Annotated in this window: 12 protein-coding genes; 4 read left to right on the top strand and 8 right to left on the bottom strand. The window is 73.7% G+C overall.

Translation table 11 applies throughout. From position 1 onward, the window contains the following. The first annotated feature begins 105 nt into the window (after nt 1-105). Nucleotides 106-1092: a fibronectin type III domain-containing protein gene (locus tag ACZ6B1_RS14960; protein WP_468778336.1), complete on the top strand. Its 987-nt coding sequence runs from the start codon at nt 106-108 to the stop codon at nt 1090-1092. A gap of 193 nt (nt 1093-1285) precedes the next feature. Further along, a complete protein-coding gene (locus ACZ6B1_RS14955) occupies nt 1286-1834 on the top strand; it encodes a hypothetical protein (RefSeq protein WP_468778334.1) in 549 nt (182 codons plus the stop codon). A gap of 55 nt (nt 1835-1889) precedes the next feature. On the opposite strand, the gene ACZ6B1_RS14950 is transcribed toward ACZ6B1_RS14955, so the two are convergent. From ACZ6B1_RS14950 to ACZ6B1_RS14935, 4 genes are all read right to left on the bottom strand, one after another. Further along, nucleotides 1890-2474: a PadR family transcriptional regulator gene (locus ACZ6B1_RS14950; RefSeq protein WP_468778331.1), complete on the bottom strand. Its 585-nt coding sequence runs from the start codon at nt 2472-2474 to the stop codon at nt 1890-1892. 31 nt (nt 2475-2505) lie between these two features. Continuing rightward, entirely contained in the window at nt 2506-4521 is a 2016-nt protein-coding gene (locus ACZ6B1_RS14945) for an FAD-dependent oxidoreductase (RefSeq protein ID WP_468778328.1), read from the bottom strand. A 185-nt stretch (nt 4522-4706) separates the two neighbouring features. Beyond that, nucleotides 4707-5078: a hypothetical protein gene (locus ACZ6B1_RS14940; protein WP_468778324.1), complete on the bottom strand. Its 372-nt coding sequence runs from the start codon at nt 5076-5078 to the stop codon at nt 4707-4709. Between the two features lie 119 nt (nt 5079-5197). Then, a complete protein-coding gene (locus tag ACZ6B1_RS14935) occupies nt 5198-6085 on the bottom strand; it encodes a hypothetical protein (RefSeq protein WP_468778320.1) in 888 nt (295 codons plus the stop codon). Nucleotides 6086-6403: 318 nt separating this feature from the next. Here ACZ6B1_RS14935 and ACZ6B1_RS14930 point away from each other — a divergent pair, with 318 nt between their 5' ends. Beyond that, on the top strand, nt 6404-8482 hold the full coding sequence (locus tag ACZ6B1_RS14930; RefSeq protein ID WP_468778316.1) for a SpoIIE family protein phosphatase: 2079 nt from the start codon (nt 6404-6406) through the stop codon (nt 8480-8482). A 6-nt stretch (nt 8483-8488) separates the two neighbouring features. Here the strand turns inward: ACZ6B1_RS14930 and ACZ6B1_RS14925 are convergent, their stop codons facing one another. Together ACZ6B1_RS14925 and ACZ6B1_RS14920 are read right to left on the bottom strand one after the other, a co-directional pair. Next, complete coding sequence (locus ACZ6B1_RS14925; protein WP_468778313.1) at nt 8489-9286, bottom strand: putative protein N(5)-glutamine methyltransferase; 798 nt, start codon at nt 9284-9286, stop codon at nt 8489-8491. A 229-nt stretch (nt 9287-9515) separates the two neighbouring features. Further along, entirely contained in the window at nt 9516-10589 is a 1074-nt protein-coding gene (locus ACZ6B1_RS14920; protein ID WP_468778311.1) for a hypothetical protein, read from the bottom strand. 132 nt (nt 10590-10721) lie between these two features. Between ACZ6B1_RS14920 and ACZ6B1_RS14915 the strand changes: the two genes are divergently transcribed. Further along, complete coding sequence (locus ACZ6B1_RS14915; RefSeq protein ID WP_468778576.1) at nt 10722-11129, top strand: MarR family winged helix-turn-helix transcriptional regulator; 408 nt, start codon at nt 10722-10724, stop codon at nt 11127-11129. On the opposite strand, the gene ACZ6B1_RS14910 is transcribed toward ACZ6B1_RS14915, so the two are convergent. Next, the gene (locus ACZ6B1_RS14910) at nt 11126-11863 is read right to left on the bottom strand and encodes a GNAT family N-acetyltransferase (protein ID WP_468778308.1); all 738 of its coding nucleotides are present in this window, start codon (nt 11861-11863) and stop codon (nt 11126-11128) included. The genes ACZ6B1_RS14915 and ACZ6B1_RS14910 overlap by 4 nt on opposite strands. After that, nucleotides 11860-12786, bottom strand: coding sequence for an NADP-dependent oxidoreductase (locus ACZ6B1_RS14905; protein WP_468778306.1), 927 nt, complete (start codon nt 12784-12786; stop codon nt 11860-11862). The genes ACZ6B1_RS14910 and ACZ6B1_RS14905 overlap by 4 nt, the downstream gene beginning before the upstream one ends. Nucleotides 12787-12814 lie beyond the last annotated feature (28 nt).

The following is a 12814-nucleotide window of genomic DNA, read 5'->3' as shown; positions in this document are numbered from 1 at the left end:
GTGGGGCTTGGGCCGCCACCGGTTCGGCCCTCTTGTCAGCCCACGCCCACGGGGCCCATATTGGTCCGGACCTTTGCCGCGACGCCGTCCCCGGGGGGCAGAGCCGTGCGACGCGTTCCTCTTCCGCTCCTGCTGGTCCCCGCCGTCCTCGTACTGGTCGCCTCCTGCGGCTGGGGCGGGGCGGCCGAGGGCGACGGCGGCCGGGCGCCTGGCGCTCCGACGGGGGTCACCGCCGCGGCCGGCAGCGCCACGAGCGTGCACGTGATGTGGAACGCGGTGGCGGGGGGCGCCGCGGTCCGCGTTTACGAGGTATATCGCGGCCATACGAAGGTCAGCGAAGTGCCGGGCTCACAGCACATGGTGGACGTCACCAGGCTCAGGCCGTCCACCATGTATGCCTTCACCGTGCGGGCCCGGGACTCGGGCGGCCGCCTCGGGCCTCCGAGCCGGGCGGTGCGGGCGCGGACGCCGGCCGCGGTGGCGGCCGACCGCTCGGCGCCGACCCGCCCGGACGGGCCCGCCGGACGGGCGGTGGGCAGCCGCGCGGTCCAGTTGTCCTGGTCCGCCTCCCGGGACGACCGGGGCGTGGTGTCGTACGAGATACAGCAGGGCGGCGCGAAGATCCACAGCGTCGGCGGCGGGCAGCGCGCGACCGTGGTCACCGGGCTGCGCCCGGGCACCCACTACATCTTCACCGTGCGGGCCCGGGACGCGGCCGACAACCTCTCCCCCGCGAGCGCGCCGGTCCGCGTCACCACGCCGGGCACCGACGACGGCCGGGACACCGCGCCGGCCGCCTTCACCGCCTCCAGCCACCGGTCCGACGGGGCGTACTACATCGACCTGTCCTGGGATCCGCCGGCCGTGGACGGGGTGGTCACCGAGTACCGGATCCAGCTCGACGGCGCCACGGCCACCTCGCTGGTGTGGGGCGGGGATCCACCGCGTGGCCGGGCCCGCTACAGCTTCTTCGCCGGGCGCGAGGCGGGCGAGGCGCACCGGGTGCGGCTCGGGGCGCGGCTGCCGGACGGCACCTGGGGCGGCTTCTCGGCCGAACGGACGGTGACCCTCGGCGAGAACGCGGGCGGCTGACGGGCGGAAGGGGGCCGCGGCCCGGAGCGCGCGCCGGGGCACGCCGGACGGGGTACGGGTCACCCGACTGGTCGCGGTCCGGGTGCGGCCGGGTCCGGCGCCGCGTTTGCTGCCGTTGAGGCAGCACGGACGTTTCCCGACCCTCGGCGGCGCATGGGACGTACCGCCAACCGTGCCGCCGGAGGGCCAGCCAATGCGCAACTCCCGACTTCTCCTCCGCTCCGGTCTGACCCTGGCGGCCGCCGCCGCGCTTCCGGCCTCACTCGCCGGGCCGTCGGCCGCGGCGACCGGAATATCGGTGAGCACCACCGGTTCCACGGTCTCGGTCGTCACCAGTGCGTGCACCCAGAGCAACGGCAGCTGGGGCAACGCCTCCCTCATCAGCAGCCGCCAGGGGAACTTCTCCCAGGGGCGGCAGGTCGCCCTTTCCGGCACCACCGTCAGCCAGTCCGCGGCCTGGTCGGGGGTGAGCCCGGGTACGTACACGGTGGTCGTGATGTGCTCCAACGGCACGACCGCCGGCACCCAGTCCGTGATCGTCTCCGCGCCGAGCGCGTCCAGCGCCCCCACGATCTCGTCGACGTACACGCCCGCACCCTCGCGCGGGGTGAAGGGCGGCGTCGGCGGCGCCTCCCGTGACTACGGCCCGCTCACCCTGGGTATCGGCGCGACCCTGGTGACGGCCGCCGTGGCCGCCACGGTCTGGTTCCTGCGCCGCCGTTCGAAGCCGTACCGGCTCTGAGCCGGCGGTCCGGCGCCCCGGCGGTACCGGCACCGGTCCGGCGGTCCCGCGCCCCTCAGGCGGGCGTGCCGTCCGCCGGTTCCGTGCCGTTCTCCCCCGTGGATCCGGGGAGTTCGCCGAACTCCTTCAGCGCCCGGGTGAGCCACTGGGTCCAGAAGGTCTCCAGGTCGATGCCGGCCCGCAGGACCAGGTGGCGCAGCCGGTCCTCGGGGGTGTCCCGGCCCGGCGGGAAGTCGCGCCCCTCGATCTCCTCGTACTCGGCCAACTGCCGCCTGTGCAGATCCAGATGGCGGCCCAGCTCGGCCTCGAGGCCCACCGTTCCGACGACCGCGGCCGCCCGCAGCCGGAGGAACAGGGCGTCGCGGTGCGGCCTGGGGTCCTGGGACTCGGCGGTCCAGCGGGCCAGTTCGGCGCGGCCCGCGGGCAGGACCTCGTAGCTCTTCTTCTGCCCGCGGACCGGCTGCTCGGCCGGCAGCGCGCGGATGAACCCCTCCCCCTCCAGCTTCCCCAGCTCGCGGTAGATCTGCTGGTGCGTCGCGGACCAGAAGTAGCCGATCGACCGGTCGAAGCGACGGGTCAGCTCCAGGCCCGACGACGGCTTCTCCAGCAGGGCGGTGAGGATGGCGTGCGGGAGTGACATGGGCTCATCCTAGGGACGTGCGCCGGGGCCCCTACAGCGCCGCCGCCAGCTCGGTGCCCTGCTTGATGGCCCGCTTGGCGTCCAGCTCGGCCGCGACGTCGGCGCCGCCTATCAGGTGGGCGCTGCGGCCGGCGGCGACCAGCTCCTCGTACAGGTCGCGGCGCGGCTCCTGGCCGGTGCACAGCACCACCGTGTCGACCTCCAGGACCGTGCTCTCCTCGCCGACGGTGATGTGCAGTCCGGCGTCGTCGATCCGGTCGTAGCGCACGCCCGGGACCATGGTCACGCCCCGGTGCTTCAGTTCGGTGCGGTGGATCCAGCCGGTGGTCTTGCCCAGTCCGGCGCCGACCTTGGTGGTCTTGCGCTGCAGGAGGTGGACGGTGCGGGGCGGGGCGGGCCGCCGCGGGGCGGTGAGACCGCCGGGCGCCTGGTAGTCCATGTCGACGCCCCAGTTGCGGAAGTACGTGCTCGGGTCCTCGCTCGCCTTGTCGCCGCCGTCGGTGAGGTACTCGGCGACGTCGAAGCCGATGCCGCCGGCGCCGAGCACGGCCACCCGGTCGCCTACGGGGGCGCCGTCCCGCAGCACGTCGAGGTAGCCGAGGACGCGGGGGTGGTCGGCACCGGGGATGTCGGGGACGCGCGGGGTGACGCCGGTGGCGACCACGACCTCGTCGTAGGCGTCGAGGTCCGCCGAGGTGACCCAGGCGCCGAGCCGTACGTCCACGCCGTGCTCGTCGAGCTGGTGGCGGAAGTAGCGCAGCGTCTCGTCGAACTCCTGCTTGCCGGGGACCTTGCGGGCCACGTTGAGCTGGCCGCCGATCTCGCTCGCGGCGTCGAACAGGGTGACGGTGTGGCCGCGTTCGGCGGCGCTGACGGCGCAGGCCAGTCCGGCCGGTCCGGCGCCGACGACCGCGACCCGCTTGGCCAGCCGGGTCGGGGAGAGCACCAGCTCGGTCTCGTGGCAGGCGCGCGGGTTGACCAGGCAGGAGGTGATCTGCCCGCTGAAGGTGTGGTCGAGGCAGGCCTGGTTGCAGCCGATGCAGGTGTTGATGGCCTCCGGCTTCCCGGCGGCGGCCTTCGCGACGAAGTCGGGGTCGGCGAGCATCGGGCGGGCAACGGAGACCATGTCCGCGCAGCCGCCGGCGAGCAACTCCTCCGCCAGCTCGGGGGTGTTGATGCGGTTGGTGGTCACCAGCGGGACGGACACCTCACCCATCAGCTTCCGGGTGACCCAGGTGTAGGCTCCGCGCGGCACGGAGGTGGCGATGGTGGGGATGCGGGCCTCGTGCCAGCCGATGCCGGTGTTGATGATCGTCGCCCCGGCGGCCTCGACGGCCCTGGCGAGGGTGACGACCTCCTCGAGGGAGGAGCCGCCCGGGACCAGGTCCAGCATGGACAGCCGGTAGATGATGATGAAGTCCTCGCCGACGGCCTCGCGCACCCGCTTGACGATCTCGACCGGGAAGCGCATCCGGTTCTCGTACGAGCCGCCCCAGCGGTCGGTGCGGTGGTTGGTCTGTGCCGCGATGAACTCGTTGATCAGATAGCCCTCGGAGCCCATGATCTCGACGCCGTCGTAGCCGGCCCGCCGGGCGAGGCGGGCGGCGCGTGCGTAGTCCTCGATGGTCCGCTCGACCTCGGCGTCGCTGAGCTCGCGCGGCACGAAGGGGCTGATGGGCGCCTGCACCGGGCTCGGGGCCACCAGGTCCCGGTGATAGGCGTACCGGCCGAAGTGCAGGATCTGCATGGCGATCCGGCCGCCCTCGCGGTGCACGGCCTCGGTGACGGTCCGGTGCTCCTCGGCCTCCGCCTCGGTGGTGAGCCTGGCGCCGCCCTCGTAGGGCCGGCCCTCGTCGTTGGGCGCGATGCCGCCGGTGACGATGAGGCCCACGCCGCCGCAGGCGCGGGCCGCGTAGAACGCCGCCATCCGCTCGAAGCCGCGCTCGGCCTCCTCCAGGCCGACGTGCATGGAGCCCATGAGCACGCGGTTGGGCAGGGTGGTGAAGCCCAGGTCGAGCGGGGACATCAGGTGCGGGTAACGGCTCATGGGGCCCTCCGTGCAGGATGCGGTCGCCTCTTGTTGTAGAGGAAGCGCATCCCGTTGTGCAACTAGTTGCATAAACGAGGAGAGGTGAGCCCGGCCACTTCACCCGGACACCACGGCGCCCCGGCCGGCTCTTCGCCGTCCGGGGCGCCGCGCGGTGTCGCGCCGTCGGGTCCCGCCGGACCCCGTCAGCGGCTCTCCAGCCGCAGGTGCAGGTCCCGCTCCTGGTCACCGGAGGCCGTGCAGGTCTCCTCGACGGTGAACATCGCGTCCAGCGTCGTGCGGAACCGGTCCACGGCCCAGTAGCCGCCCTGGACGTCCGCGAGGACGGAGGCGTCGAGGTGGACCGGCGGACAGCCGGGCCCACGGGCGTCCGCGACGTCGTACGTGCCCAGCCACACCATCGGACGGACCTCGTGGAACTGCCTCGGAACCTCCTCGGAGGTCCGGTCCGACGCGAAACAACTGTTCAGCGCATCGAATACGAGACGGGCGTCCTCCTTGGAGCCGCTGATCTCCACCGAGACGGTCTCCTGGTGCGACCGGTCCTTGTTCTCCATGATCGCTCCTTTCCTGGCCGCGCTGCGGTGGAACGGGGTACCCCGCCGAACCGCGTCCATCCCCAGCAAATCACCACGGACGGGCGAGCACACCTCAGCCGCGGGAGGACCCGCAGGTCTCAGCCGCGGGTGAACTTGTACGTCTTGCTGTCGGTGAGGACGCAGAAGCCGGGCGACACGACGATGACGCGCAGCACCCCGGTACGGCGGTCGTAGTCGATGCCCTCCGCCTCGAAGCCGCCCGAGCAGGAGCTGCGCAGCGGCAACTGGCGCAGGGCGGTGACATGGCCGGTGACGTCCGCCGTGCCGTTCGGCGCCGCGGACAGGTCGATCCGCAGCAGCGGCTTGGTGAGGCCGAAGAGGGAACCCTCCGGGTCGTCGGAGGAGCAGAGCAGGGTGGTGGGACCGGAGAAGTCGCAGCCCTGGACGTCACGCACGGCGTGGTCGAGGTTGACGGTGGAGGCCTGCGGGAGGTTCGCCGAGGGCGAGGTGGCCGGGTTCACGCCGGGGGTCGGGAAGACGAGCAGGCGGTTCATGGTTCCCCACTCGCCCGACAGCATCCACTGGCCGTCGGGCGAGATCGCCGCCCAGGAGTTGTTCAGGGCCTCGCCGGCGCTCAGCGTGTGGACGTACTCCGACCAGCCGCCGCCGGGGGCCTGCACGCGGTACATCTTCGAGTTGCCCGAGTCGCGCTGGTAGGGCTCGATGTAGTGGCCGTCGTACGAGGCGTCGGGGTCGCCCACGTGGTTCCAGCCGCGGCTGGAGACCCCGATCGGGATGGTGCCGATGCCGGTGTACCGGTTGGGGTTGTTCGCCGGGACCTCCACCGAGGTCAGGCCCTGGCTCTCGGTCAGCGGATCGGCCCGGTCGGAACCGGTCTCGGTCCAGGTGTCGGCCGCGTGGGCCGGCGCGGGTGCGGCAAGGGACACGACTGCGGCGGTGGCCAGGATGACGAGTCCGGTGAGGACTGCGTGACAACGTTGCCTGACGGAGGGGGACGCGGGCATGGCCGGCTCCTCGGAGGAGGGGGGTGGGTGCACTCGGTCGGCGGACAGTCTGGCCCGACGGAGTGGTCATGTACAGGCCAATGGAGCAACATGGGCGTGAACTCTCACGGCCGCGGGCACCGTCCCGCTCGGCCACCGCGGGCCACGGCCCCTGCGCAGGCGCCGCGGCCCGGTGATTTCGGCGTACGTCGGCCGCCCGGTTGAGAGATGGTGGAGATAGGTGCGACGGCGCGGAGAGTCGGGTGTGAGCGCGGTAGAACAAGGGGAGTCGGCACGGGGGACGGCGTACCGTGCGATCGGGCGAAGGCGGTGCGAGGCATGAGTGCAGCCGGGGCTCCGGTGGCGGACGGCAACGAGCCGGTGCGCGGACCGGTGCGGGCCGGCGGACTGCTCGACGTGCTGCGCGTGGCGTCGGTGGTGCTGGACGACAGCGGCCGCATCGTGCTGTGGAGCCCGCAGGCCGAGGAGCTGTTCGGCTACTCGGCGCAGGAGGCCCTCGGCGAGTACGCCGCCCGGCTGATGGTGGACGAGCGGCACATCCAGCTCGTCGGCAAGCTGTTCGCCGACGTGATGCGCACCGGCCAGAGCTGGGCCGGCGGCTTCCCGATCCGCCGCAAGGACGGCAGCACCCGCCTGGTGGAGTTCCGCAACATGCGGCTGCTGGACGACCGGGGGGACGTGTACGCGCTGGGGCTCGCCGCCGACCAGTCGACCGTGCGGCGCCTGGAGCAGGACGTGGCACTGTCCGAGCGGATGGTGCAGCAGTCGCCGATCGGGCTCGCCGTGCTCGACACCGAGCTGCGGTTCGTCACCGTGAACCCCGCCCTGGCCAGGAACAACGGGGTGCCGGCCGAGGAGCACATGGGGCGCAGGCTGCGCGACGTGCTGCCGATGCTGGACACCGGCGCCCTGGAGGCCGCGACCCGCCGGGTCCTGGAGACCGGCGTCCCGCTCATCGACGCACCGCTGGTCGGCCGGACCCCGGCCGACCCGGACCGGGACCGCACCTGGTCGCAGTCGCTGTACCGCCTCGAGGACGCGATGGGCAACGTCCTCGGGGTCGCCGTCTCGCTGGTCGACATCACCGAGCAGCACCGGGCCTCGCAGGAGGCGGAGACGGCCCGGCGCCGGCTCGCGATCATCGCCGACGCCTCCGTACGGATCGGCACCACGCTGGAGCTGGAGCGCACCGCCTGCGAGCTGGCCGAGGTCTCGGTGCCGGCGCTGGCCGACATCGCCGCCGTGGATCTGCTGGACGCGGTGGTGGAGGGCCGGTCCAGCACGCTGGCCCCGTCGGAGGGGGCGGTGATCCGGGCCCTCGCGGTGCGCCCGGCGGACAGTTCGGACGGCGTGTGCGCCGCCGACCCGCCCGGCCAGGTCGCCCGGTACGGGCCGGACCGGCTGGTCACCGAGTGCGTGCGCACGGGCGAGGTGGTGCTCGTGGCCCGGGTGAAGGACGAGGACCTGCCGCGGATCGCCCGCTCGGAGGAGGCGGCCGCCCTGCTGGGCCGGGCGGGCCTGCACTCCTATCTGGCCGTGCCGCTGATCGCGCGCGGCGAGGTGCTCGGCGCCCTCGATCTCAAGCGGACCCGCAATCCGGCGCCCTTCGACGAGGACGACGTCGTGCTGGCCCGGGAGCTGGCGGCCCGGGCCGCCGTGCACATCGACAACGCCCGTTGGTACCAGGACGCCCGCAACACCGCGCTCACCCTGCAGCGCAGCCTGCTGCCGAGCCGGCCGCCGGTGACGACCGGCCTGGAGGTGGCCTCCCGGTACCAGCCGGCTGGCGCCACCAGCGAGGTCGGCGGCGACTGGTTCGACGTCATCCCGCTGGACGGCGGCAGCACCGCGCTCGTGGTCGGCGATGTGATGGGCAGCGGCATCAGCGCGGCCGCGACCATGGGCCGGCTGCGCACGGCGACCACCACGCTGGCGGCGCTCGGCCTCGACCCGGCACTGCTGCTGGAGCACCTGGACAAGACGACCTCGGCCCTGGACCACTCCATCGCCACGTGCGTCTACGCCGTCCACGATCCGCATCTGCGCCAGTGCCGGATCGCCAACGCCGGGCATCTGCCCCCGGCCCGGGTCCGCCCGGGGCGCCCGCCGGAGCTGCTCGACCTGCCCACCGGGGTGCCGCTGGGGGTGGGCGGGGTGGAGTTCTCGACCGTCACCGTCGACTTCGAGCCGGGCGACGTGCTGGTGTTCTACACCGACGGGCTGGTCGAGACCCGGTGCCACTCGCTGGACGAGCGCCTGGACTTCCTGCTGTCCCTGCTGGACGACCCGGCCCGCCCGCTGGAGGACGCCTGCGATCTGCTCCTGCGCACGCTGCACCACCCGGACAACCACGACGACGTGGCGCTGCTCATCGCCCGGGCGCAGGAGCTGCCATAGGGCGCGTCACCGTTCCCGTACGCCGATCACCACGTGCGCGTACAGCTCCTCGGACACGGCCGTACGGGCCGTCAGGCCGGCGTCGGTGAAGGCCTGTAGCGCCGCCGGGGCCTGCCGCTCGCTGGTCTCGGTCAGCAGTACGCCGCCGGGCGCCAGCCAGCCCGGGGCGCCGGCGGCGACACGGCGCAGGACGTCGAGTCCGTCCGCGCCGCCGTCGAGCGCGGCCGGCGGTTCGTGGTCGCGTGCCTCCGCGGGAAGGAGCGCCACCTCGGCGCTCGGTACGTAGGGCACGTTGGCGGTGAGGATGCCGACCCGGCCCCGCAGCGCCGGCGGCAGCGCGTCGAACAGGTCGCCCACGTGGGATCGGCCGTCGTACGGGGCGAGGTTGCGGCGGGCGCAGCGCACGGCGGCCGGGTCGATGTCGGCGGCGTGCACCTCGACGGGGCCGAGCACGGCGGCCAGGGCCGCGCCGAGCGCGCCGGAGCCGCAGCACAGGTCGACCACGACCGTGGCGTCCGGGGCCTGGGCCAGGGCCTGGTCGACCAGGAACTCGGTACGGCGGCGCGGCACGAAGACACCCGGATCCACGGCGATGCGCAGACCGTGGAACCGCGCCCAGCCGAGGACGTGTTCGAGTGGCAGCCCGGCGGCCCGCCGGTCCACCATCGCGGCCAGTTCGGCGGGGGTGCGGGCGGTGCCGAGGATCAACTCCGCCTCGTCCTCGGCGAAGACGCACCCGGCGGCACGCAAAGCGGAGACGACGGCGGAGGCAGAGAGCGGGGGCAGGGAGGGCACGGAGGACATGCGGGCCGAGAGCCTTTCGGAGAACCGGAGCCGAAGGGCGCTCCCACGCTCACAGCAAGCTGTCACGAGGAGAGAGCACCCGGGCTGACACAGCGGTAATGGGTCCCACCTCCTCCATGGCAGTGCGGCCGAGGACACTCCGCGACCGGACGGTCACCTTACCCCAGCGCCCCGGACCCGCCGCGCCGCACACGGCCACCGTGCCGGACGGTGGCCGTATGACCGTCACTCACACCCCCACCGTCTCCTCCACCTCCTCCTCGGCAGCCTGGTTCTCCCGCTCCGTGTCACGCTCGGACCGGCCAACGGCCGGTGTGGCCGCGGGAGGTGTCATCGCCGCCTCGGGGGCCCGGGAGTGTTCGAAGGCGGCGGCGAGCGCGGTCACCGCGAGGCCGGCGAGCAGCCAGATCAGCAGGGTCCACACGGTGCGGCCGAGGCCGTCGTCGCCGAAATAGAGGAGGCTGCGGACGCCTTCGACGAAGCCGGCGCCGTTCCAGAAGGAGTGCAGGGCGCCGAAGAAGCCGTTCTGGAGCTCGGGCCGGAACAGACCGCCCGAGCTGGTGAAGTTGAGCATCACGAACAGCACCATCATGGTCAGCGTGGTCCACCGCTTGAGGAAGGTGTGCAGGCCGACGCCGATGAGCAGGATGCCCGCGGAGTAGAGCCACGCCATCCCCCACACGCCGGCGAGATCGTGGTGCGCGAGGTGGAACACCGGTCCGGCGAGCAGGGCGCCGATGCCGGCGACCACCGCGGAGACACCGAGCGCGAGCAGGGCCCGCACCCGCATGGGGAGGGCGGCGCCCGCCGCGCCCAGGGCGGCGACCGAGGCGTAGGAGCCGATGCTGACCGCGATCAGCAGGAAGAACAGGCCCTGCCCGGTGGGGTCGTCGCCGACCGGGGCGGCCACGTCGGTGACCTTCAGCGGCGCGCCCCGCTCGGCGGCGACGGGAGTGAAGACCTTCTCGGCGGCCGTCGCGCCCATGTCCGACGCGGCGGTGGCGACCAGCAGCTCGGGTGTCCTCGCGGCCGGTACGTAGGCGGCGGTGACGTCCCGGGACCGGAGCAGGCGCTCGGCGTCGGCGCGGGTGGCGACGGTGCGGACGTCGAGCCGGTCCCCCGCGCTGTCCTTGACGGTCTGGGCGAACACCTTCGCCCCGGGGCCGGCGCCGACGACGGCGACGGGCAGGTGGTTCGGCTCCGGCGTGACGAAGGCGCCCATGTATGCGAGCCCCATGCCCAGGCACATCAGCAGCGGGGTGATCAGGTGGGTGAGCACATGACGCAGTGCCGGTGACCTCATCGCGGGCGGCCTCCAAGTTCGATGGTTGGCTTATACAACTTCCATTCAAGTTGTACTATACAACTAGACCGTCGGAGGAGGTATTCCGTGACAGCGGCAGCGGACACGGCCGTCGAGACCATCCAGCGCGAGATGACGATCTTCGCCCGCCGGGCCAGGGCCTCGGCCGGGCGCATGCACCCCGAGCTGTCACTGGTGTCGTACACGTTGCTCGGGCATCTGGAGGAGAGCGGCGGCTGCCGGGCCACCGATCTGGCCGCTCACTACGCCCTGGACAAGTCCACGGTGAGCCGCCAGGTGACCGCGCTGGAGCGGGCCGGCCTCATCGAGCGGCGCACCGACCCGGAGGACCACCGCGTCCAGGTGCTGGACCTGACGGAGGCCGGCCGGGAGATCCTCGCCCAGGTCACGCGCAGCCGCCGGGCGGCCTTCCGGGAGCGGCTCGCCGCGTGGCCGGAGGAGGACCTGGCCCGCTTCGCCCGGTACCTGGAGCGGTACAACGCGGGGCCGGCCCCGACGGCCGGCCCCGACGGGACCTAGGACACCTGAACCGCCGGCCGCTCCGGCGCGCGGGCCGCGAGGAACGCCGTGCGGCGGCGCAGCCGGAAGCCGAGGGACTCGTAGAGCCGGAGGGCGCTCGTGTTGCGGGCACTGGCGTGCAGGAACGGGGTCTCGCCACGCTCGCGCACGCCGTGCGCCACGGCGCGGATCAGCCGGCCGGCCAGGCCCTCGCCGCGGTGGTCGGGGTCGGTGCAGACCGCGCTGACCTCGGTCCAGCCGGGCGGGCGCAGCCGCTCCCCCGCCATCGCGACGAGGGCGCCCTCGCGGCGGATGCCGAGGTAGGTGCCCAGCTCGACGGTGCGGGCCAGGAAGGGGCCCGGCCGGGTGCGGCGCACCAGGTCGAGCATCTCCGGCACGTCGCGCGGGCCGAGCCGGACCGCCTCCGGGTCCGGTGCGGCGGCGAGCCCGTCGTCCACGAGCTGCACGCCCTCCGACCGGAAGGTCACCTCCCAGCCGTCCGGGACCTCCCCGACGTAACCCGACAGGGGCACCTCGGCCCCGGGGCCGGCCAGCGCCGCGAGGTCCGCCCAGTCGTCCGCGTCCGGATCGTCGGGCAGCGCCAGCCACGGGGACACGTCGAGGGGGTAGCGCAGCACCCGGCCGCGCCGCTCGGCGAAGTGCGCGTGCGGGCCGGTCAGGGAGGCCAGGGCGGGGTTGTCGAGGACGTGCGCGACGACGGGCGCCTGGACGCGGGCGAAGGCCTCGGCGCTCATCCAGCCACCTCGATGACGACCTTCCCCCGGGCGTGGCCGTCCTCCACGGCGCGCAGGGCCTCCCCCGCGCGCTCGAGCGGGAAGGTGCGGGTGACGTGCGGATCCAGGGCGCCGCGCAGCACGAGCGCCGCCACCTTGTCCAGCACGGCCGCGGTGCGGGCCCGGGCGACCCGGGAGCCGCCCAGCGCGGCGACGGTGCCGGGCGGGGCGCCGGCCGTGATCAGTCTCGTCCGGTCGACGAGCAGGGCGGCCGCCTCGGTGAGCGTCTCGCCGCCCACCAGGTCGTACACCGCGTCCACGCCGTCGGGTGCGGCGGCGCGCACCCGTTCGGCCAGGTCCGGGCCGCTCGGCACGTGCACGGCGCCCAGCGACTCGACGAAGTCCTTCTTGGCCTCGCTCGCCACGCCCACCACCCGCACCCCGAAGACGCGGGCGATCTGCAGGGCGGCGGCTCCGACCCCGCCGCCCGCGCCGGTCACCACCAGCGTCGCGCCCTCGGGCAGGCCGAGCTGGCGGACGCCGTCGTAGGCGGTGGCCGCGGCGACCGGCAGGGTCGCGGCGTCGGTGAACGACAGCCCGTCCGGCTTGTGCGCGGTCACCCCGGCACTCAGCAGGGCGTACTCGGCGTACCCGCCGTCGACGGTGTTGCCGAACACCGGGTCGCCGACGGCGAACCCGGTCACTCCGGGCCCGGCCGCCTCGACGACGCCGGCTGCCTCGCTGCCGAACACCGCGGGGAAGACGCGCTCGGCGGGGTCGCCGGGGCGGCGCAGGCCCTCGCGCAGTTTCCAGTCGACGGGGTTAACCCCGGCCGAGCGGACCGCGACCAGGAGCTGCCCCGGGCCGGGACTCGGCCGGTCCACGTCGGTCAGGGCCTCGGTATCCGGGCCGCCGTACCGCGTGAAGACGTACGCCTTGGACATCCTCTTTCCTCGCTTCCGTCACACCGTC

This window comes from Streptomyces sp. NPDC041129, from assembly GCF_055592265.1.
This window is presented reverse-complemented; position numbering and strand designations above follow the sequence as displayed.

Bases quoted from the DNA above. Each gene is read 5' to 3' on its own strand.
- ACZ6B1_RS14955 (WP_468778334.1), top strand. From the start codon at position 1,286: ATGCGCAACTCCCGACTTCTCCTCCGCTCCGGTCTGACCCTGGCGGCC.
- ACZ6B1_RS14950 (WP_468778331.1), bottom strand. From the start codon at position 2,474: ATGTCACTCCCGCACGCCATCCTCACCGCCCTGCTGGAGAAGCCGTCG.
- ACZ6B1_RS14945 (WP_468778328.1), bottom strand. From the start codon at position 4,521: ATGAGCCGTTACCCGCACCTGATGTCCCCGCTCGACCTGGGCTTCACC.
- ACZ6B1_RS14940 (WP_468778324.1), bottom strand. From the start codon at position 5,078: ATGGAGAACAAGGACCGGTCGCACCAGGAGACCGTCTCGGTGGAGATC.
- ACZ6B1_RS14935 (WP_468778320.1), bottom strand. From the start codon at position 6,085: ATGCCCGCGTCCCCCTCCGTCAGGCAACGTTGTCACGCAGTCCTCACC.
- ACZ6B1_RS14930 (WP_468778316.1), top strand. From the start codon at position 6,404: ATGAGTGCAGCCGGGGCTCCGGTGGCGGACGGCAACGAGCCGGTGCGC.
- ACZ6B1_RS14925 (WP_468778313.1), bottom strand. From the start codon at position 9,286: ATGTCCTCCGTGCCCTCCCTGCCCCCGCTCTCTGCCTCCGCCGTCGTC.
- ACZ6B1_RS14920 (WP_468778311.1), bottom strand. From the start codon at position 10,589: ATGAGGTCACCGGCACTGCGTCATGTGCTCACCCACCTGATCACCCCG.
- ACZ6B1_RS14915 (WP_468778576.1), top strand. From the start codon at position 10,722: ATGACGATCTTCGCCCGCCGGGCCAGGGCCTCGGCCGGGCGCATGCAC.
- ACZ6B1_RS14910 (WP_468778308.1), bottom strand. From the start codon at position 11,863: ATGAGCGCCGAGGCCTTCGCCCGCGTCCAGGCGCCCGTCGTCGCGCAC.
- ACZ6B1_RS14905 (WP_468778306.1), bottom strand. From the start codon at position 12,786: ATGTCCAAGGCGTACGTCTTCACGCGGTACGGCGGCCCGGATACCGAG.